This window comes from Streptomyces sp. NPDC002698 (genome assembly GCF_042888945.1).
Lineage (GTDB): Bacteria > Actinomycetota > Actinomycetes > Streptomycetales > Streptomycetaceae > Streptomyces.
The window spans coordinates 58,231-78,235 of record NZ_JBIAQM010000016.1; the positions used below are offsets into that span (position 1 = coordinate 58,231).

General features: G+C 70.6%; 20 protein-coding genes. 11 read left to right on the plus strand and 9 right to left on the minus strand.

The window, feature by feature from the left end:
* The first annotated feature begins 66 nt into the window (after positions 1-66).
* Entirely contained in the window at positions 67-858 is a 792-nt protein-coding gene (locus ACFYW9_RS22805) for a hypothetical protein (RefSeq protein ID WP_389153267.1), read from the plus strand.
* Positions 859-951: 93 nt separating this feature from the next.
* Here ACFYW9_RS22805 and ACFYW9_RS22810 read toward each other — a convergent pair whose 3' ends face one another.
* Together ACFYW9_RS22810 and ACFYW9_RS22815 are read right to left on the minus strand one after the other, a co-directional pair.
* Positions 952-1,656 carry a Clp protease N-terminal domain-containing protein gene (locus tag ACFYW9_RS22810; RefSeq protein ID WP_389153270.1) on the minus strand — a complete coding sequence of 235 codons (705 nt, stop codon included), beginning with the start codon at positions 1,654-1,656 and terminating at the stop codon, positions 952-954.
* Between the two features lie 210 nt (positions 1,657-1,866).
* Positions 1,867-2,874 (minus strand): RNA polymerase subunit sigma-70, encoded by a 1,008-nt coding sequence (locus tag ACFYW9_RS22815; protein ID WP_389153273.1) that lies wholly within the window; start codon positions 2,872-2,874, stop codon positions 1,867-1,869.
* A 159-nt stretch (positions 2,875-3,033) separates the two neighbouring features.
* On the opposite strand from ACFYW9_RS22815, the gene ACFYW9_RS22820 reads away from it, so the two are divergent.
* Positions 3,034-3,618, plus strand: a complete 585-nt coding sequence (locus tag ACFYW9_RS22820) for a dihydrofolate reductase family protein (RefSeq protein ID WP_389153276.1) — start codon at positions 3,034-3,036, stop codon at positions 3,616-3,618.
* A 36-nt stretch (positions 3,619-3,654) separates the two neighbouring features.
* On the opposite strand, the gene ACFYW9_RS22825 is transcribed toward ACFYW9_RS22820, so the two are convergent.
* Complete coding sequence (locus ACFYW9_RS22825) at positions 3,655-3,840, minus strand: hypothetical protein (protein ID WP_389153279.1); 186 nt, start codon at positions 3,838-3,840, stop codon at positions 3,655-3,657.
* Between the two features lie 145 nt (positions 3,841-3,985).
* On the minus strand, positions 3,986-4,318 hold the full coding sequence (locus ACFYW9_RS22830; RefSeq protein ID WP_351873789.1) for an ANTAR domain-containing protein: 333 nt from the start codon (positions 4,316-4,318) through the stop codon (positions 3,986-3,988).
* Positions 4,319-4,651: 333 nt separating this feature from the next.
* Here ACFYW9_RS22830 and ACFYW9_RS22835 point away from each other — a divergent pair, with 333 nt between their 5' ends.
* Both ACFYW9_RS22835 and ACFYW9_RS22840 read left to right on the plus strand, forming a co-directional pair.
* Positions 4,652-5,386, plus strand: coding sequence for a hypothetical protein (locus ACFYW9_RS22835; protein ID WP_389153283.1), 735 nt, complete (start codon positions 4,652-4,654; stop codon positions 5,384-5,386).
* Between the two features lie 522 nt (positions 5,387-5,908).
* Positions 5,909-6,814: a hypothetical protein gene (locus tag ACFYW9_RS22840; protein WP_389153286.1), complete on the plus strand. Its 906-nt coding sequence runs from the start codon at positions 5,909-5,911 to the stop codon at positions 6,812-6,814.
* A gap of 110 nt (positions 6,815-6,924) precedes the next feature.
* Here the strand turns inward: ACFYW9_RS22840 and ACFYW9_RS22845 are convergent, their stop codons facing one another.
* Positions 6,925-7,830, minus strand: coding sequence for a LysR family transcriptional regulator (locus ACFYW9_RS22845; protein WP_389153289.1), 906 nt, complete (start codon positions 7,828-7,830; stop codon positions 6,925-6,927).
* Between the two features lie 291 nt (positions 7,831-8,121).
* Between ACFYW9_RS22845 and ACFYW9_RS22850 the strand changes: the two genes are divergently transcribed.
* The 5 genes from ACFYW9_RS22850 (at position 8,122) to ACFYW9_RS22870 (ending at position 11,646) form a co-directional block, all read left to right on the plus strand.
* Complete coding sequence (locus ACFYW9_RS22850) at positions 8,122-8,826, plus strand: type 1 glutamine amidotransferase domain-containing protein (RefSeq protein WP_351873776.1); 705 nt, start codon at positions 8,122-8,124, stop codon at positions 8,824-8,826.
* Between the two features lie 198 nt (positions 8,827-9,024).
* Positions 9,025-9,945 carry a hypothetical protein gene (locus tag ACFYW9_RS22855; RefSeq protein ID WP_389153293.1) on the plus strand — a complete coding sequence of 307 codons (921 nt, stop codon included), beginning with the start codon at positions 9,025-9,027 and terminating at the stop codon, positions 9,943-9,945.
* 40 nt (positions 9,946-9,985) lie between these two features.
* Positions 9,986-10,240 (plus strand): hypothetical protein, encoded by a 255-nt coding sequence (locus tag ACFYW9_RS22860; RefSeq protein WP_389153296.1) that lies wholly within the window; start codon positions 9,986-9,988, stop codon positions 10,238-10,240.
* An 81-nt stretch (positions 10,241-10,321) separates the two neighbouring features.
* Positions 10,322-10,795, plus strand: coding sequence for a hypothetical protein (locus tag ACFYW9_RS22865; RefSeq protein WP_389153299.1), 474 nt, complete (start codon positions 10,322-10,324; stop codon positions 10,793-10,795).
* A gap of 293 nt (positions 10,796-11,088) precedes the next feature.
* Positions 11,089-11,646 (plus strand): hypothetical protein, encoded by a 558-nt coding sequence (locus tag ACFYW9_RS22870; protein WP_389153302.1) that lies wholly within the window; start codon positions 11,089-11,091, stop codon positions 11,644-11,646.
* A gap of 244 nt (positions 11,647-11,890) precedes the next feature.
* On the opposite strand, the gene ACFYW9_RS22875 is transcribed toward ACFYW9_RS22870, so the two are convergent.
* Positions 11,891-12,409 (minus strand): ArsR/SmtB family transcription factor, encoded by a 519-nt coding sequence (locus tag ACFYW9_RS22875; protein WP_389153305.1) that lies wholly within the window; start codon positions 12,407-12,409, stop codon positions 11,891-11,893.
* Positions 12,410-12,508: 99 nt separating this feature from the next.
* On the opposite strand from ACFYW9_RS22875, the gene ACFYW9_RS22880 reads away from it, so the two are divergent.
* Both ACFYW9_RS22880 and ACFYW9_RS22885 read left to right on the plus strand, forming a co-directional pair.
* Complete coding sequence (locus tag ACFYW9_RS22880; protein WP_389153308.1) at positions 12,509-13,750, plus strand: MFS transporter; 1,242 nt, start codon at positions 12,509-12,511, stop codon at positions 13,748-13,750.
* 318 nt (positions 13,751-14,068) lie between these two features.
* Entirely contained in the window at positions 14,069-15,733 is a 1,665-nt protein-coding gene (locus tag ACFYW9_RS22885) for a beta-1,3-glucanase family protein (protein WP_389153311.1), read from the plus strand.
* A 117-nt stretch (positions 15,734-15,850) separates the two neighbouring features.
* Here ACFYW9_RS22885 and hemC read toward each other — a convergent pair whose 3' ends face one another.
* The 3 genes from hemC to ACFYW9_RS22900 all read right to left on the minus strand — a co-directional run bounded on the left by hemC (position 15,851) and on the right by ACFYW9_RS22900 (position 19,993).
* Positions 15,851-16,783, minus strand: a complete 933-nt coding sequence (gene hemC, locus ACFYW9_RS22890; RefSeq protein ID WP_351873755.1) for a hydroxymethylbilane synthase — start codon at positions 16,781-16,783, stop codon at positions 15,851-15,853.
* A 403-nt stretch (positions 16,784-17,186) separates the two neighbouring features.
* The gene (locus ACFYW9_RS22895) at positions 17,187-19,172 is read right to left on the minus strand and encodes a fibronectin type III domain-containing protein (RefSeq protein ID WP_389153316.1); all 1,986 of its coding nucleotides are present in this window, start codon (positions 19,170-19,172) and stop codon (positions 17,187-17,189) included.
* Between the two features lie 188 nt (positions 19,173-19,360).
* Positions 19,361-19,993 (minus strand): PepSY domain-containing protein, encoded by a 633-nt coding sequence (locus tag ACFYW9_RS22900; protein WP_389153319.1) that lies wholly within the window; start codon positions 19,991-19,993, stop codon positions 19,361-19,363.
* Between the last annotated feature and the right edge of the window lie 12 nt (positions 19,994-20,005).

The following is a 20,005-nucleotide window of genomic DNA, read 5'->3' on the forward strand; positions in this document are numbered from 1 at the left end:
AGCGTGACACATCACCTGGTTCGCCGTGAGGAAACGGCGTGCCTCACGATCCCGAGGGGGGATTTCATGCGCGTCCGCCCGGCCACCGCCGCCGCGTTCCTCGCCACCACTCTTTCCGCGTCAGTGATTCCGGCAGCCGCCCAGGCGGCGGACCGGGCCGCGCCCAGTGACACGACGTTCTCGAACGTCGTCGTCAACGGCGGCAAGGACGTCGTGCTCGGTCTGGCCACCAAGAAGACCGTCACGATCACGTGGACGGCGACGGACCCGGACGGTGTGGCCGCTTCCTGGGCCTACCTGTGGCACGGCCCCAACACCGACGACGCCGACGGCAGACTCCCGGCCTACCCGCCGGCGGGCACGTGCACGGTGTCGCCCACCGACCGCACCGTCTCCACCTGCAAGGTGAGCTTCGGGGTGGACGCCGCGCGGGACTTCGACGACATCGGTCTCGCCGGCACCTGGAAGGTACTCGCCGAAGCCCAGGACACCAACGACGACTGGACAGCCGTCGATGTCGCCGGCACGGCGCGGTTCAAGCGGTACGCCAAGCTCACCGTGAACGCCTCGCCCGAGCCGGTGAAGGCGGGCAGGACCATCACGGTCACCGGCAAGCTGACCCGCGCCAACTGGGAGACCGGCACCTACACCGGTTACGAGGGCCGGTCCGTCCAGCTCCAGTTCCGCAAGAAGGGCAGCACCGCCTACACCACTCTCAAGACCGTCACCAGTGGCAGCAAGGGAACGCTGAAGACCACCACGACGGCCAAGGCGGACGGCTACTTCCGCTTCCTCTTCACCGGCACCTCCACCACCGGCCCGGCCACGGCGACGGGCGACTTCGTCGACGTCAGGTGACGATGCCGGAACGGGCGGGGGCGGAACGACCCGCCCCCGCGACGACGACGGCGACGGCGACGGCGACGGCGACGGCGACGGCTGAGCGTTTCCCTACCGCGGGTCGCGCGGGGCGAGCCGTTCGGCGACCTCGGTCCTGACCGTCTCGCGCAGTTCGTCCGGCGTGAAGCCGAGTCCGCGCAGGACCTGCGCCGCCGTGCTCTCCTCGGCGCGGATCAGGCCCAGCAGCATGTGTTCCGTGCCGACCCAGTCGTGGCCCAGGTCCACCGACGCCTGGCGTGCCTGTTCGATGGCCTCCTTGCTCTCCGGACGGAACGCGATGTGGCCCCGCAGCGCCTTCTGCCCGGCTGGCGGCATCGCCTCCTCGATCACGTCGCGGACACGCTGCTCCGACTCGGCTTTCGCCAGCAGCAACTCGTACGCCATGCCCTGCGGTTCGCCGAGCAGGCCGAGCAGGAGGTGTCCGGTACCGATGAAGTCGTGCTTGTACGTCCGGGCGGCTTCCTGTGCCAGCACGATGCTGTGCCGGTTCAGGTTGGTGAACCGCTCGAACGGTGCGGGGGCGTGGCGTTGCTGGGCGGCCTGCTTGGACACCCCGATGGCGTCGCCGATCTGCGTCCACGACGCGCCGGTCCGCTTGGCCTTGCTGACGTAGTGGTCGATGAGCTGGTCACCGAGGTCGGACAGTGTCTGGGCGCGGAGTCGCGCTTCGCTGATGCGGGACAGTTCGTCGGCTTCGGGAAGTTCCTCGTCGAGCCGGGCGATCAGATCGGCGAGGCTGATGTCGAGTGGGCTCATGCGTCAATCTTAAGTTGACGATGCAGGGTCGTCAACTTGTAATTGACGACGATCTCGGTTCCCGCACGGAGACGGCCGATCCGACAGGACGGTTCGTCCGCCGCGTACCGCGCCCACGAACACGTACCACCGTATGTAGGCACCTGCCACCGCACGCACCGGGATCCGACCACCACGAACCCCGTCCGTCTCGCTCTCCGAGGGATCCGGTCACCGGCTCGGGAGAGAGCGGGGCAGCCCGAACCACGGGAGCACGCTGTTGTCGAATCGGGTCATGGCGCAGATCCGGTCACCGGCGAGCGTGAGGACGTAGAGGCCGGTCCCGTGACTGATGCCGTCGGGGGTGCGCAGGTAGGCCCCGAAGGCCGGCTGGCCGTTGGCCCGCGACGGGACGAGGTCGAACCTGCGGCCGGCGTCGAACAGGCCGGCGCAGAAGCGGGCCACGATGTCCCGGCCCTGGTATTCGAAGGGCATCGGTGGCATCGACATGAAGACGTCGTCGGTCAGGAGGGCCACCAGTGCGTCGACGTCCGCGGACTCCCACGCGCGGACGAACCTCGCGACGATTCCTTCCTCGGCGGGTGAGCCGGCGGCGGGAGGCGGTTGGTGTCCGACGGTCGCCGGCCGGCCGCGTCGCAGGCCGGCGCGTGCGCGCTTGAGGGCGCTGTTGACCGAGTCGACGGTCGAATCCAGCATGTCGGCCACTTCGCTCGCCCTGAACCCCAGGACGTCGCGCAGGACGAGGACGGCGAGCTGGCGGGGCGGCAGGGCCTGAAGGGCGGTCACGAAGGCCAGCGAGACGGATTCGGTCCGCTCGTAGCGGGCCTCCGGGCCGAGCGGCGCCTCGGCCTCGTCCAGCAGGGCGCCGGGAAACGGCTGCAGCCACACGATCTCGCCGAGCCGGGTCGGCTCGGGCGGTTCGGCCCCTGGCACATCCCACTCCTTGGCCGGGCGCCGGGAGGCCGCGCGGCGCGCGTCGAGACACCGATGGGTGGCGATCCGGTAGAGCCAGGTGCGCGGTGAGGCGCGTCCCTCGAACCCGGCAAGGCTTTGCCAGGCGGTCAGCAGTGTGTTCTGGAGAGCGTCCTCGGCGTCCTCGATGGATCCGAGCATGCGATAGCAGTGCACCTGAAGCTCTCGAAGGTGCGGCTCGGTCAGCTCCCTGAACGCGTCACCGTCCCCGGCTCGCGCCCGTTCGATCAGTTCGGCTGCCGCCATCGTCACCGTCTCCTTCTTTCCGCGCCCTGCCGCGCCTCCATCCTGTACAGGCGCCGACCGGGTGGAGAACTGGGCGGCCGGGCGGTGCCCAGTTCCCCACCCGGCCGGCGCCTGTACCTACGTGGTCGACGACAACGTCGGCGCGAGGAGGGATCGGGCATGGGAAAGATCGTGATGAGCGGGCCGCAGAACGTCTCGCTCGACGGAGTGGTACAGGACCCGGACGGCGAGGAGGGCTTCGAGCTGGGCGGCTGGTTCCCCCGGTTCGGCGGTGAGGATCTCGCCGAGTGGAGCAAGATCGCGCTCGAGGAGGCGCTGGGCGCCGAGGCCTGGCTGCTGGGCCGCAGGAGCTACGAGTTCTTCGGGGAGCGGTGGCGGCCCCGGAGCGGCGAGCTGGCGGACCGGTTGAACAGCATGCCCAAGTACGTCGTGTCCTCGACGCTCGAAGAACCCGACTGGGACAACTCGACGGTTCTGAAGGGCGACGTGGTGACCGAGGCCGCGAAGCTGAAGCGGGAGCTGGACGGAGAGATCGTCGTCCCGGCCAGCTACCGGCTCGGTCGTACGCTGATCGAGCACGACCTCGTCGACGAGGTGCGGATGGTCGTCTTCCCGGTCGTGCTCGGGGCCGGCGAACGGTTCTTCGGCGAGGCCCCGAGCACGAAGCCCCTGCGTTTGGTGGAAGCCAGGACCGTCGGTGACGGCCTGGCCTTCCTCACCTACGAGTTCGTCCGGAACTCCTAGAGACCGAGCGGCCGGTCGGCGGGTCGGGCACGGGGGTCAGAGCGCCGGCTCGGGGAGCTCGCCGGGCTCGACCACGACGACCTCGACACGGGTGCAGCCGACCGCCTCCAGCGCACGCCGGCGCCGCGCGGCGGAACGCTTGTCGTAACGGCCGGCCGAAGCCTGCGACGCACCGTCCGGGTCGGTCCACGTCAGGCTGTACCGACGTTGTGTAGTCGACATGCAGCCATCCTCTCTGGCATCACCGGCTCGTGCGGGCGTGCCCCCGGCCGGTTCATGGTCCATTCGGTCCAGCAGCCTCACATACCCGGAGCCGTACCGGAAGGATTGGCAGAAACTGATACCTCATGGCGCGGTCGGCGGGGTGTCATTCCGAGGGTGCTTCGGGGATCTGGGCGGGGCCGTGGCGGTCGAGGGCGTCTTCCAGTTCGGCACGGATGTCCGGAGGGATGTCGCCTTCGCGTCCCCAGACCAGGATCAGTTCGGCGACGTCGCGGAGCTTGGTGTTGGTGTGCTGCGAGACGTCCTTCAGCACGGCCCAGCCCTGGTCCGGGGACACCCGGCCGAGAGCGACCACCATCCCGATGGCCTGGTCCACGACGGCGTGCGATGTGACGGCCTCCTTCAACTGCCGCACTTCCGCCTCAAGTTCGACAACGCGGTCACTCTCGTCGTGCGATGCGCCGGATCCCGGTTCCATGCGCCCATCCTCCTGACTCGACCGGCGCGATGCCACCAAGGGCACGACGGCGGCGGCGAATGTCCGGGATACGTCCCGGGAGTTGCGGACGGGCCTGCCTGCCGGCCCGACACACGATGTGACGGGCCGTGCCGTCGGCTCCCGCTTCCCGCAGCGCGAGCCCTGAGCGTGGCGAGAACCACTGCCTCGGCGTACAACCATGTCGCCGATCTCCGATCGTTACGTCAAGCGACCCTAACGGGCTGGCAAAGTCCGCTGGTTGTGGGCTTGAATGCGGCTCGGCGCGACCGTTGTCGTGGACGCGCTCATGAAGAGACAAGGGTGGGAACGAACGTGAAGTCAGTTCCGGGGCGCGTCCTGGTGGGTATCGGCGTGGCGGCGGCGCTCGCGACGACGGCCGCGTGCGGCGGGCAGGACACCGGCGGCAAGAGCGACGGCAACAAGAACGGCGGCAGCTCGAAGAAGCCGGCCGCCGCGGCGAAGCCCGCCGTCGAGGAGGGGCTGAAGCCCCTCACCGAGGCGCAGTTGACGAAGGCCGTGATCACCAAGGCGGACCTCAAGGGATACCGCGTCGGCGACACTCCCGACGACGAGATCCCGGAGGTGAGCGTTCCCGCGAATCCCGCCAAGTGCCAGGCTCTCGCCGACATGTTCCTGCTGGGCACCGAGCCCGACGCGACGGCCCGTGTGTCCCGCTCGGTGACGAGCCTGACGGCGACCGATGCCACGGTGCTGCGCGTCGGTCTGCTCGCGCAGAAGGAAGCGGACGCCAAGAAGGTGGTCGCGGACCTGCGCACCCAGAGCGGGACGTGCAGCTCCTACGAGCACACCGACTACCACTACACCGGGGTCAAGCCCGCGAAGGCCCCCGCCCTCGGTGACGAGGCGGTGTCGTACACGATGACCAGCGACATCGAGGGAACCAAGATCCCGGTGACCTACACGGTCGTGCGGAGTGGTTCGACCCTGGCCGTCTTCTACGCGATGAACATCCTGGGCAAAAAGGCCCCCGAGGTGCCGGCCAGTGTCGTCGAGGCACAGGTCACGAAGATCAAGAAGACCGCCTGACGGTCCCTGCCTCACATCCGCGAAGGGCCCCGCAGCACGGCTGCGGGGCCCTTCGCCGCAGGCGCCCCGTCGAGTCGCGGCGGCCCGGCCCGAGGAAGCCGTGAAGGAAGCTGCGGAGGAAGCCGCGGGCGAAACCGTCCTGTCGATCATCACCGCCCCGTGCACGCGCGGGTTCTCGCACTGCGATCCGGAGGCTCCCGCGAAGTACGCGCGGCGCGTCGTTCCGAGGAGACCGGCGACCGGGCAACGGGCGACCGGGCAACGGCCGATACGGCAAGGCCACATCTGCCGAACCGGCCTTTAGAATCTGCCTGTTGGCTCCCTCACGCGCCCCGGCATCCCGGCCCCACCGTCCCGACCCGACGTCCGCCGACGAAAGCCGATCACCTCGTCGGCTCCTGGCCCCGCCCGCTCATGGCGTCCCTACGACCGCGGTCCCCGTCGACGCCGCCACCGGTCGCCGCCGAGCCCAGCCGTCCCTTCCGCCATCTGACCGCACTCCCTACGACCAAGGAGCACAGGATGCAGGATCGGCCCGAGGATGTCCCGGCGCAGCCCCAGGCGCAGACGTCACCTCACCCCGGCCCCACCACGCAGCCCACACCCGTCCCCGCGCCCCAACCGCAGGCACAGGCGCAGCACCAGCCGTTACCCCAGCCAAGACCCGAACCCGCGCCGGGCCCGAACCAAGGCGCGACGCCGACGGTCACCTACGGGACTGCTCCCGCCTACCCTCCGGCCCAGCAGTACGCGTACGGGCAACCGCCCGGCTTTCCCCCGCCGCCCGGCGGCAAGGGCACCGCGGGGCGCGCGGTGCTGTGGGCGGCGGTCGGTGCGGTGGCGGCCTCCGTGCTGTGGGCCGGGGGAATCCTCGTTCTCGGCCCGTTGGGCGACGACGCCGATCTCGCGGGCTACCGGGCCAAGGCCAATCTCTGCTCCGCGGTCGACTACACCGCCTTGAGGACCGAGTACGCCGAGGAGGACAACCTCCCCACGCACAGCGCGCTGAAGCACAAGGCGATCGATCAGAGTTACTGCAGCATCTCCCTGAAGACGTCCTCCAGTTCCTCCTACGCCGACGCGTACCTCTCGGTGGAGATGGACCTGCACAAGACGACCGACCCGGCCCCCGAGTTCACGGCTGTGTGGTCCGAGTACGCCCAGCGGTACGAGGACTACGAGGTCGAGGAGGTTTCCGGTTTCGGCGACGAGGCGTATCTCGTGACCGAGGACACCACGTCCGGCTCGGGAACCAGCGGCAGCCGGGCGGTGATCCTCGCGGTGCGCGACGGCTGGATGACCTACCAGATGAGCTGGAGCACCTATTCGTCCTCCTACGGGACGACCACCCCGCCCGAGATCGACGAGGTCTCACGGTGGGTGAAGACCGACACCCGCTCGACCTTGGAGAACCTCCGGCCGGAATGACCGGACATCCGGAGGGGGCCCTGTCCCGCGCGACACGGGACAGGGTCTTCCGTACGACCGCACGCGTGCGAGAAGCGTGGCCCGGCGTTCCGTCAGCGGGCCGCGAAAAATCAGAGGCTCTTCCATTCCTGTGCCGCCCGGGCCAGGTGTTCCCACACGGCGGCGAGGGCGGGGCTCGCCGGCGTGTCGCGCCGGGACGCCAGGTACAGGGTGTTCAACGGCTCGACCTCCGGCCGGTGCATCTGCACCACCTGCCCCGCGGCCAGCGCCGGAGCGGCGAGGTAGCGGGGCAGCACGGAGATGCCCATGCCGGACACCACCGCGGCCAGCACGGCGCGCAGGTCCGGGACGACGACGGCGACCTGATTGGGGGGCCGTCGCCCGAACTCGCTGCGCCAGTACCGCCGGATGATCGGAAGATCGGCCGCGTACGCCACCAGCGGCATGGGGGCCAGTGCGGCGACCGGGTCCGCCGCCAGCCGCTCCCGGTCCACGGCGTGCGCCAGCGCGGGCGGCCCCACCAGGAGGAACTCCTCGTCCACCAGCGGTGCCACCGACAGCCCCTCCTGCCGGGGGCGGACCGCGGAGACGACCAGGTCGAGCCTTGCCGCCGTCAGTGCCGCCAGCAGTTCCCCGGCCAGGCCCAGCGTCACCCGGATCCGCAGGCCGCGGGCGGAGAGCGGCGCCAGGGCGGGAAGCACCTGGAGGGCCATCACCTCGGCCGCTCCGCCGAGGTGGATCGTGCCCTCCAGCATGCTGTCCTCCCCCGAAGGGGCCAGGGCGGTACGCAGCCCGTCGACATGCAGGCCGACCCGGGCGGCCAGCACCGCCGCCCGGGGCGTCGGCCGGGCTCCTTTGCTCGACCGCACGAACAGCGGCTCGCCCAGTTGCTCCTCGAGACGGGCGAGCTGTCCGGTGACCGCCGGCTGGCTCACGCCCAGCCGCGCGGCCGCGGCGGAGAGCGAACCGGTGCGGTAGATCTCGAGGAACGTCGCCAGTAGGTCCAGACCGGGCACGGGCACCTCCGTCCATCACTTCATCCATCACGGAGCTTATGAAAGGCTCCGGTCGATCCAATCCTAGTGATGGACTCGGCGCCCGGGGCACGGCCACCGGCCGGGCGACGCCTTACGGCACATCCACGGGAAGCAGGCCACCCCGGTCCATAACTCTTCTTATGGCGCGGCGGAGGCGGCAGGGCATTTCCGTGATGAATGCTGGGGTTGTCCCGAGCACCGCGGTACTGCGGTCCGCAGGGCCCAGGTACCGCCTCCAGAGTCGCCCCACAGATAAGAGCAGGTATTCCGATGCCGAAGATCCTCATGATCGTCTCAGCCGCCGACAGCTTGGTCCTGGCCGACGGATCGACCCATCCGACCGGCTTCTGGGCCGAAGAGGTCGCCGCCTCCCACAAGGTGCTGCGCGCCGCCGGAGCACAGGTGGACATCGCCACCCCCGGGGCCGTCCGCCCGACGGTCGACGCCCTCAGCCTCGACTCCCGCGGCGGTGTGTCCGAGGCCGACGCCCAGGAGTTCCGCGCCTACCTCGACACCCTCGCCGACCAGCTCTCCAGCCCGCTGAAGCTGGCGGACGTACGCCTGAGCGACTACGACGCGCTCTACATCCCCGGCGGTCACGCGCCGATGGCGGACCTCGCTCACGACACCGACCTCGGTCGGCTCCTCAACGAGGCCGACGCCCAGGGCACGATCGTCGCCGCCCTGTGCCACGGCGTCGCCGCCCTGCTCAGCGCCACCACGCCGGACGGCGGCTTCACGTACGCGGGCCGCACCCTCACCTCCTTCGCCGACGAGGAGGAGCGCCAGGGAGGCCTCGGCGACAACACCCCCTTCTACCTGGAGAGCGTGCTGCGCGAGCGTGGTGCCACGGTCGAGACCGGGGCGCCGTGGAGCAACCAGGTCGTCGTGGACGGCAAGCTGATCACCGGCCAGAACCCCCAGTCCAGCACGGGTACGGCCGAGGCCACCCTGAAGGCACTGGCCGGCCGCTGAGTTCCCTGGCCACTGTCCGGGCCGCCCGCCACGGAGGCGTGTCAAGCCTCCGTGGCGGGCGGCCCCGTTGCTGGGCAAAATCGTTCCTCAAGTGGCTTTTCATGGCAGGCTGTTGGCGGCCGTTCGAGGTGGGGCAGTGGACTGCGAGGGGGATCGCCCGATGGTGTTTCCGACGAGGGGGACGGCGGAGGCCGTGTCATGAACGGCGAGATGGCCTGGATCGCCGTCTACTGGCTGCTGGGATTCGGCGCGGTCAACGCCGTGCTGTTCTCGGTGTGGTGGCTGCGTACACGGGACGAGCGGAAGTTCTTGCGGGGCATACGGACGACGGACGTCGACCCGATACAGGCGGCATGGTGGCTCGGCGCCGCGTGGGAGGGCGCGTCCCCGCAACAGGAGGGCTACGCGGCGGAGACGGCCGTGAGCCTGCTGATCCTGGCCGGGGACGCCGAGATCGACGACGACGGCCGGATCACCGTGCCGCCCGGACGGCTCGGCAGCCAGAAGGATCCGGTCCTCGCCGCGCTCGTGACACTCCTGCGCCGCCACAAGGGGGCCACGGTGTACGAACTGCTCAACGACCCTCCTTTCCAACGGTTCAGGACGGCTCTCGAGGCCCGTCGTGCGCCCCTGCGCGAATGGTTCGGCTACTACCGCGTCCCCGCGCTGACCGCCGCGTTCGTCACCGCGTTCGGCATGTCCATGCACGCGATGCTCCTGCGCTGTCCTGTCCCCGGGCTGCCCGACCGGGATCCGGGCTTCTGGACCACGGCCTGGATGGCGGTGTGGGCCGTGCTGGCCGCACCGGCGGCGCTCTGGCCCCAGGAGTTGTCCCGTCCCTGGCGCCGGTTCACCCGTCGGTGCCGGGCCGCCGTCACCGCGGCGCTGGCCGACCGGAGCCCGGGCACCGGCTACCTGGTGTACGTCAGCACAAGGGAACCGTCGGACCGACGCCCGCCGGAGGACAAGGCCCCGCAGCCCCGGGCCACGGCCGCCGTCACCGCCCACAAGCCGTCCCCGTACGACGATCTCACCGACGACCTGGACTTCGACCTGGCCACACGGTCGGACGCCCACCACGACGGCGCCGGAGGCGGGGACGCGGGCGGGGCCGACTGAGCCACGCCCCTTGTCAGTGCCGTGAGGTTCACTGTCTGTCATGGAGCTCACGCAAGAGACCGTCAACGACCTGTTGGACCGACTCGGTCCACGGAACGGCTACATGTACCTGTCCGGTGACGTGGACCCGCAGGAGCTGACCGATCTGCTCTCCGACAGATACGGCGTCCCGCGCACGCTCGTTCTCGACGGCTTCACCGATCCCACGGTCGACGAGTCCAAGGGGTCCGGGCTCCTGGTCCCCTTCGAGGACCGGGCCGTGAGGATACGGGCATGGGCGTACGGGGATCAGTAGGTCGGCACGGGTGTCGCGCGGGACGCGGAGGACATCGAACGACCGGTCCTCGTGGTCGCTCACCGGGAGGTGCCGGAACTCTTGACGGCGTCTCCGGATGAGGACGCGGACGCCGACGTCGGCTGGATGGAACGGCTCATACGGATCACCGGCTGGACACAGCCGGCCCAGCGGCCGGACGTGGACTGGACGGAGGTGGAGTCGCGCCTGGGTACGGCATTGCCGGGCGACTACAAGCGCATGGTCGAGACGTTCGGTCACGGTGCCTTCGACGCGTATCTGGACCTCAACCAGGAGCCCTGGACACACCTCGAACAGGACGGGCTTCTCGTCTGGGCGGGCACCGAACACGAGGACCTGTACTGCTGGAGGACCGACGGCGACGACCCCGACCGTTGGCCCGTCGTGGTCCGGTCCTTCGACAACGAGGACGTCCCGTTCACCTGCGGGACCGCCGAGTTCGTCTGCCTCGTCCTCGTCGACCCGCACCACCCGTTCACGATGGCCCGCTATTTCGACACTCACTGGTTCATGAACTATCGGACAGCCGACTGACCGTGCTCTCACCGCGAACGAGAATCCGCGGTGGGGCCCGTCGGAGCCTTTGGCGAACGGAAGCGGCGAGTTCGTACGGGCGGGCTACTGAACGGCCCCTGGCGGTAAGGGTTGAGAGACATCCGCACGACCCCCTGACCGCCGGGGCGCACACCGGCGCACGGACGTTGGCTGTAGGTGTTCTCGTACGCCGGGCAGGGGCGGATGCCCCTCCCCAGCCCGCTCTTGATCCCTCCCGTTCGGCTTCGGCCGGTGATCAGTTACGCTGCGGCCCGTCGATCACGAGGGAAAACATGTTCAAGCGACTTGCCACGGCCGCGGTGACGGCTGTTCTGATAGCCGGGCTGGGTGCGTGCGGCAACGGGGGTGACGTCCGCGACGAGGGGGCGAACCACTCTGCCGGCGTCGGCCAGGACAGCGGGAACGCCGCCGGGGAGCGCCGGCCGGACACGGCCGCCCCGGCCGACACCAGCGTCTTCGGCCTCCGTGACGAGATCCGCCACCGCGCGGCCCTGACCACCCGGGCCAAGCGGCCGCACATGACGAAGAAGTGCACCACGGCCACCCGGCGGGTCAAACACACGACGAGCACCGGCTCGGGCTCCAAGCGGCGTACCCGCACCTGGTATTCGACCGAGCACTCCAAGAGCTGCAAGCAGGTCCGCAGCGGAACCGAGACCTACACGCGTGTCGTCCGGCGGGAACAGTGGTGTGTCAGCCTGGACGACGTGAGCGGCGACAAGAACAAGGACGACGTCTGGTACCAGGTCAGCAGAACGACCTACGACGCGGCCATCGGCACGGACGAGCACGCGCGTATGGACTTCACCCCCAAGCACACCGGCTGCTGACCCGGAATCACACGCCGGGCCGGCCGAACCGGGCCTGAAGAAGGACCAGTACGAGCGGCGCCCGGACCAGGGTCCCGGCGCCGCTCGCGTCCGCCGCCCGGCGAAACTGTCATGATCCGCGTCGCCCGAGGCGAAACCGGTCCACCGGTGCCCGGCGACAGCCCCGGACCCCCGAGCGGCCCCGGACGGCACGGGCGACGAGACACACCGAGGACGGGCGCCCCGCCGGCCCCGCCCGGGCGGTTCATCCGTCCGGACTCGTCCCGTCCCGCAACGGGAAGGCCATCACGCTCACGCCCAGCGGGACGGTGCCCGGCGTGTGCGGAGGCCGGGCCGCTTCGTGGAGCTCGGTGGCGAGCTCGACGAGTCGCCGCCGGACGTTCTGCCAGGTCCGGGGATCCACCCACAGCTCGGCGTCCACGGTGACGCCCTCGCTTCCCTCCACACGTCGCCGGGCTCGTTCCCGAAGGGTGTGCGCCATGGTCTCGGCCAGCATCGGGGTTCCCTCGTGCCGGTCGGAGAGCGGTGTGCCCTGGACGGTGCGGTAGCGGCGCTCCCTGCCGCCGCGGCGGGTGCGTTCCTCCGCCAGCTCGACCAGGCCCACCGCGTCCAGGCGTCGCAGGTGCTGACTGGCCAGCGCGTGAGAGACGTCCAACTCGCGGGCGAGCTCGGCGGCCGACATCGGCCCCGGCCACATGAGGCTGAGCATCCTCAGCCGCAAGGGGTGGGCGAGCGCGCGCAGCACGGGATCGGTATCGGTCACGCGAGCCAGTAAAGCGCATGCCCGGCACCGGCGGACCCTTACCGCCAAGCAGATGATTGGGGGTAGGTTGTGCCGCCGGGCGCACCGAAGGGCGAGGGAATGAGCTGGAACACGCTGAAGGTCTTCCGGGACCGCAACGCGAGTCTCTATCTGGGCGGAGTGATCGTCTCCGGTTTCGGCGACTCGGCCATGGCGCTGGCCGCCGGGATCTGGGTCAAGACGCTCACCGGTTCCAGCAGCCTCGCCGCGCTCGTCGGCTTCTGCATGTGGCTGCCGGCCTTCGCGGGACCCGTGATCGGCACCGTGGCGGACCGGGTGCGCCGACGTCCACTCCTGGTCGCGGCCAACCTGGCCCTGGCCGTCGTCATGACCGCGCCGCTCTTCGTGCGTTCAGAGGAACAGGTCTGGCTGCTGTTCGCCGTGCTGACCCTGGTCGGAACGGGCATGGTGCTCACGGACGCGGCCGAGACCGCCCTGGTGACGGCCGCCGTGCCGGACGAACTGCGCGGCGACTTCAACGGCCTGCTGCTCACCGCCCTCGAGGGCATGAAGCTGTTCGCTCCGCTGGCCGGCGCGAGCCTGTTCACCTCGTTCGGCGGCCGGACCGTGGCACTGCTGGACGCGGCCAGCTTCGTCCTGGCCGCAGCCGCCTTCAGACTGATCCGGGTGCGGGAGGCCTCGCCCGCACCGCGCACCGGGCGGGCGTGGACCGCCGGGACCGTCGAAGGCGCCCGCTACCTGCGGCGGCACCCGGCACTGCGTTCGCTGGTCGTCACCAGCGGCACGACCATGATGCTGGCCGGCGTCAGCAGCACGGCCACGTACGCGATGCTCGACGCCGGGCTCCACCGGTCCCCGGCCTTCGCGGGCGTGCTCACCTCGCTCCAGGGACTCGGCTCGGTCGTCAGCGGGCTGGCGGCCGGTGCGCTGATGCGCCGGATACCCGGGCGCACCTTCTCGGCGGCCGGACTCGCCCTCTTCGCGCTCGGCGTGCTGGCGCGGGCGACTCCCTGGCTGCCCGTCACGCTCGGCAGCAGTCTGCTCATCGGCCTCGGCATGCCCTGCCCGCTCATCGCGGCACTGACAGCCGTCCAGAAGTACACCCCGTCCGAGTTGCTCGGCAGGGTCGCGGCGACGGCCAACACCGTGATGTACGCGCCCACCGGGCTCGCCCTGCTCCTGGGCTCGGGCATGGTGGCCGTCTTCGACTACCGGGTGCAACTCCTCGCCGCCGGCATGTCCGGCCTGGCCGCGGCATCCGTGCTCACGGTGAAAGGCCGCGTCGAGCGGGCCACGGCATCGGCCGGCACCCCGGCCATGCCCGAAGCCCAGGAAATGTGACGCCGCGCGGCAGGCGCGATACCGGAGGGCGAGTACGGCGCACACGGCCCGGCACACGACGCGGGGCGAACGGGCCCGTCCGGCGGCCACGACCGGTACCGGCACACCGGTCGCCGCCCGCGGCCCGGACCGCGTGGCCCTCAGGTGCGGAGGTTCCTGCTGGGGGTGCGAATGCCGTTACTTGGACGTAACGGTTCCGCAACCTTGACTGTATTGGTCCAGTCCAATAACGTCACCCCCGCACAGAACCCCACATGAAACAACTCCCCCCAACCGTCATCAGGTTGACGGACCGTCACCCCCTCCGGGAGGGCCCCCGTGGTTTCCCGACGTTCCTTCCTGGCCGGAGCCGTTGCCGTCACCAGTACGGCCGCGCTCAGCCCGTTCTCGCCGGTCTCGCCGTTGACGTCCACTGCGGCGGCGGCAGCGGTCTCACTCCCCGTGAAGCTGGCGAACACCTCCGGCCACGACACCGTCTACGCGTACATATCCGGCACCGACAGCAGCGGCTGGCCGGTCTTCGTCTCGGCGAACGGCACGCTGAACAGGCTGTCCAGCCCGTCGTCGCCGGTGACCCCCATCGCCGACTACTCCATCGCGCTGGGCGCCTCCGGTTCGGCCCCCAAGACCGTCACGCTGACCGACTACATCATCGGCGGCCGCGTCTGGTTCTCGGTCGGCCAGAAGCTCCAGTTCTTCGTCAACCCGGGCTCCCCGCCCGGTGTGGTGCAGCCCGCCCTGGTGAGCTCCGACCCCAACTGGGCCACCAACTGGACGTTCTGCGAGTTCACCTTCAACAGCGCGAACCTCTACGCCAACATCTCCTACGTGGACATGGTCGCGCTGCCGATCTCGATGGCCAGCACCGGCAGCGGGGGCAACCAGTCGGTCAGCCCGCTGCCCTCGGGCGCCCTCGCCTCCATCGCCTCAGGCCTGCAGGCGCAGCACGCCTCCGACGGAGCGCCCTGGGACAGGCTGGTGGTCACCGACTCCTCCGGTGGGGTGCTGCGCGTCATGGCTCCCGCGCACTCGCCGGTGGACTTCGGCGGCTACTGGAACGACTACCTGAACCGGGTCTGGAGTCACTACGCCACCACCCCGCTGACCATCAACGGCCAGGGCGGCATCGGTTCCTACACCGGCACCGTCTCCGGCAACGCCATCGTCTTCTCCGGTCTCAACACCAACGGCGTGCCGTTCACCAAGCCGAGCGCCGTCGACATCTTCGGCTGCGCGTCCGGTCCCCTCTACAACTCCGGCGGGGACGCCCGCGGGGCGATCGCCGCCCGGCTCGCCGCCGCGCTCAACCGCAGCTCGCTCCTGGTCCCGGGCGGGAACAACAACCCCGACGGCGTGACACCCTCGCAGTACTACACGGACTCGATCACGAACCACTACGCGCGGCTGGTCCACAAGTACGCCAGCATCGGCTACGCCTTCCCCTACGACGACGTCGGCCCGACCGGCTCGGCCCCCGTCGACGGACACATCCAGGACGGGGCGCCCACCTCGTGGAGCATCACCCTGGGCGCCGGAGGTACCGGAGGAGGATCGGGGGGCGGCTCGGGCAACGTCAGCGCCTACAGCACCATCCAGGCCGAGTCCTACTCGGCGCAGAGCGGGACCACCACCGAGAGCTGCTCCGACTCCGGCGGCGGCAGCGACGTGGGCTACATCGCGAACGGCGACTGGCTCAAGTTCTCCTCCGTGGACTTCGGTTCGGCCTCCCCGAACCAGTTCAAGGCCCGGCTCGCGTCCGGCGCCGCCGCCGGTGTCAGCGGTGCCGTCCAGGTACGGCTCGACAGCACCAGCGGCACGAAGATCGCCGAGATCAACTTCGCCAACAACGGCGGCTGGCAGAACTGGCAGACCGTTCCCGCGAACATCGTCGCCTCCGCCACCGGAGTCCACGACGTGTACCTGGTCTTCTCGGGCAGCGGTTCCGACTTCACCAACATCAACTGGTTCACCTTCACCAGCTGATCCGCGCGTTCCAGCGGTGCGACCTCCCCACAAGGGCGGTCGCACCGTCGTCCTTCTGTCTTGTCGCCCCGTTCCCGCGCCGCCTGAACGACCTCGCCCGCCGCCCGGGCCCCGGCATCAGTGGGCGATGCCGTCGATCAGTTCGCGGGCGCCCTGTCGCAGCAGAGCCAGCGCGACGGAAGCACCGAGGTCCGACGGGCTGAGCCGTCCGGCCCATTCGTGGGCGTTCAGGACGGTCTTTCCGTCGGGGCTGAACACGCAGGCCCGCAAGGACAGATCACCCCGGGACGCCTTCGCGTATCCGGCGATCGGACTGTTGCAGTGGCCTTGGAGGACGTGCAGGAACATCCGCTCCGCCGTGGTCTCCCGATAGGTGGCGGGATCGTTCAGTCCGCTGACGACGCCGATCGTGGAGGTGTCCGCCTCACGGCACTGAAGAGCCAGGACGCCGGCCCCGATCGGCGGGCACATCGTCTCGGTCGACAGGACCTCGGTGATCACGTCCGGCCGACCGATGCGCTCCAGTCCGGAGGCGGCCAGCAGCAGGGCGTCGACCTCGCCCGCGGCGAGCTTGTCCAGACGTCGGTTGGCGTTGCCGCGAAACGGCACGCATTCCAGATGCGGGTGGGAGGCGGCGAGTTGAGCGACCCTGCGCACCGAGGACGTTCCGATCCGGGTCCCCGCGGGGAGCTCGTCGAGGAGCAGGCCGCCGGGATGGACGAGGGCATCGCGGATGTCGTCACGCTTGAGGAAGGCCGCGAAGGTCGTCCCGGCGGGCAGCGGCCTGTCCGCGGGCACGTCCTTGACGCAGTGCACCGCGAGGTCCGCCTCCCCGGCGACGAGCGCGGCGTCGACCTCCTTGGTGAACGCCCCCTTGCCCTCGACCTGGGAGAGATCTCCCATCCATTTGTCGCCGGTGGTCTTGACCGGGATCACCACGGTGCGGAGTTCGGGATGAAGCACGCCGAGCTCGGCGCGGACGCGCTCCACCTGGGCCAGGGCCATCGGCGAGTCACGGGAGACGATGCGGATCAGCTCAGGAGCGGACATGTCGTACACGATAGTGCGTCGGAGCGGGCCTCCTGCTCCGAACCCGAAGGCCCAACTCAGCAGCGCGAGACGGGTGTTCGAGACTCGGACAGGGTACCGAGAACGATCCGCGCACACGGCGGTGGCCGCCTCAACGCGTCGCGGCGCCGCGACGTCTCGCCGCGGAACGTGCCACCGGGACCCCCGCGGCCGGCGTTCGCGGCACGACGAACGCCTCCCGCCGGGGTGCCGGTAGGTCCTAGTGCCGTGTCAGTCAAGGTTTGCCCCTTGAGGAGCGGCGTCCGGTGCGTGCTCTCGGCGTGCCGGCCGGAAGTCCTCGTACTGGATGTACTTGGGCTTTCGGCCGGTGCGGCGAGAGGGCGTGCCGGGCGTCGCGACGGGGCGAACCTTGGCTGACGCGGCACTAGCCGTTCGGCACGGTCACCGGGCCGAGGGTTCCGCCCTTGTCGGACGAGATGTAGACCGGGGACGGGTTCGTGGTCGCGGCGCTGCCCGCCCGCAGGCGCAGGCTCCACGTGCCGTTGACCGCGCCCGCCGCCGCAGGCTGCACGATCACGCTGGTGGCGAAGACGGGGCCGGTCGGCGAACCCGAACGCAGCGTCAGCGACGCCCCGGGAAGGGACCCGGTGCCTTCGAGCCGCAGGTCTCCGGACTTCCACTTGGCGAGCGTGATCGCGAGCTTGTCGACCGCGGGCACCTTGGGGGTGACCTCGACCGGTGTGGACGAGGCGCCCGTGCCGACCGCGTTCACGGCGACGACCGTCACCGCGTACTTCGTGTCGTTCTTCAGCCCGGTCACCAGCACACTGGACGCGCTGGCTCCGGCCGTGGCCGTGACGGGCGCGCCGGAGGCGGGCGTCGCGGTGACCTCGTAGCCGGTGATCGGCGAGGTGCCCGGGTCCTCGGGCGCCGTCCACCGGACGGTGGCACTGGCGTTGGAGCTCTGCGCGGTGACCGACCGCGGGGCGTCCGGCGCCTTGGCCGACCCGAACGTGTACTTCTCCAGCCGCGCCTGCGAGGCGTTGCCGGCCGGGTCGAAGGCCACGAAGCGCACGGTCCTCGGCCCGTCGGACGCCTTCAGGTCGAACGGCCCGGTGTACAGCGTCGCCGCGGGTCCGGTGGAGCCCGCCTCCAGCGGGTCGGAACCGTCGAGCGTGTAGTAGATCTCCGAGCCCGGCTCGTCGGCGGTGAGGGTGACCGTCGTGTCGGCCGTGTAGAACCCGCCGGCGGGCTTGGCCGTGACGGTCGGGGGCGTGGAGTCGGCCGAGGGGCCGCCGCCCGGCAGCGCGGGCGGCCAGGATTCGCCTGCCTCGCCGAACGACCTCACCTCGACCCGCTTGCCCTCCACGGAACCCGGCAGGGTCACCGAGGTCGCGTCCGGGTCGTTGACGCGGACGCCCACCTCGCCCTGCACACCCTTCTTGCTGAGCCGGTCGACGGCTCTCACGGTGTATCCGAGGACGGGCGGCGCACCGGGGGTCGGCCGGGGCGGAGTCCAGCTCACCGAGGTCGTGTCGCCCTCGTCGTGCACCACGACACCGGTGGGCGAAGCCGGCCCCTGCTGAACCGCCCCGGCCGGGCAGCCGCCCATCCCGGGGCCGCCCACCTCGCCGAACTCCGAGATGGTCACACCCTGGGTGTTGCCGTCGGGGTCCTGGTCCTGCCAGCTCATCGCGACGTAGAGGCCCTCGGCCGCGACGGCCGCCGTGTCCTCGTTCAGAAACTCGTACGTGGCGGTGAAGTTGCCGTCGGCCAACTTCACGCCGGAGGAGTAGCCGCCCTTCGGCGCGTTCGCCACGGCACCCGGAACGGCCCGCACGTCGCGCCGCGCCACCTCGGTGTCCCGCAGGGCCGGCGCGACGATCCGCTGCTCCAGGAACGTCGGGTCGACGTCGGATCCGAGCCGCCCCTGGATCACCAGGGTGGTCGGCGTGGTCAGGGCTCCGCCCGTGACACCGAGATCGAGGGTCTTGGCGTCGGCGGCCACCACACCCCCGAACCTGACCGACACCACGTCACCGGCCCGGATGTCGGGTGTCACCTGAGGGCCGCCGCCCGCGCCCCAGCACAGACCGCCGGGGTGGTTCACCTCGATGGCCGGGTTGCCCGCCGAGATCGAGGCCGCCGACGCCATCGTGCCGGTGGCCGAACCGACGAGGCCGACATGCGGGCGCTGCACCTCGATGGTCACCTGCTCCCCCGCGTGCTCGGAGAAGCCGTCGATCGAGACGAAGTCCCGGTCCGGGAAGATGGTGATGTTGTCCGGGAAAGCCGGAACGGCCGCGTGGGCGGTGACAGGTGCGACCGATGCACTGATCACCATGCCGGAGATGACGAGACCGGCGGCGGTCACCTTCCGCTTGCGTCCGCCCCGCACGAACTTACTCATGACGACTTCCCCTCCTTGGCCGTACCCGGCCCGGGCTGCGCCGGGCCGTCGGCAGCGATGAGCGGATGCCAGCCTGTCCAACTCCTCCGATCCCCGGCAGCCTTGTCTTGGGCACCCGCCCACTCCCCAATCTGGAGGGGTCCACGATCCGGAGGGGTCAGCGCCGTGCGGGGCTGCGCGGCCTTCCGTCAGTGGTCGTCGCCGCCGTGGCCGCCACGGTGCCGGCCACGGCCACGGCCACCGTCGTCACCGGCGTGACCGTCCCCGCCGTGGTCGTCCCCCACGTTCACGTGGTCGTCGCCGCCGACGTGGACACCGTGGTCGTCACCAGGAGCGTCGTCCTGTCCGCCGGTTCCGCGGCCGCGGTCGTCCCCCGTGTCGCGGCCGACGCGGTCGTCCCCGCCGGTGTGCACGCCGTGGTCGTCGGCTCCGGTGTGCACGCCGCGGTCGTCACCCGGGCCGTCGTCGCCGCCGCGACGGTCCAGGGTGACGGCGCCCGTGCGGCTGTCGACGCGCACTTCGCGGCGGACGTGGTCGGCGCCGACGATGTGCACCTCCCAGAGACCCGGGTGGTCGCCGTCGAGTTCGACCTCGACGACGGTACCCGGGTACGCCTTCCGCGCGGCGGCAGCCGCCTGGGCGGCCGTCAGGAAGGCCGACGACGGGGACGGCGCGGGCGCCGGCGACGCCGTGGCGGACGGCCGGTCCTCGGGACCGCCCCCGTGCCGGTCGGTGCCTCCCGTCGCGAGCGCCGAGTACCCACCGCCGCCGATGAGCACGGCGGCCACGAAGACGGTGGCGATGGAAGCGGTGCGCTTCATGTCGAACCTCCC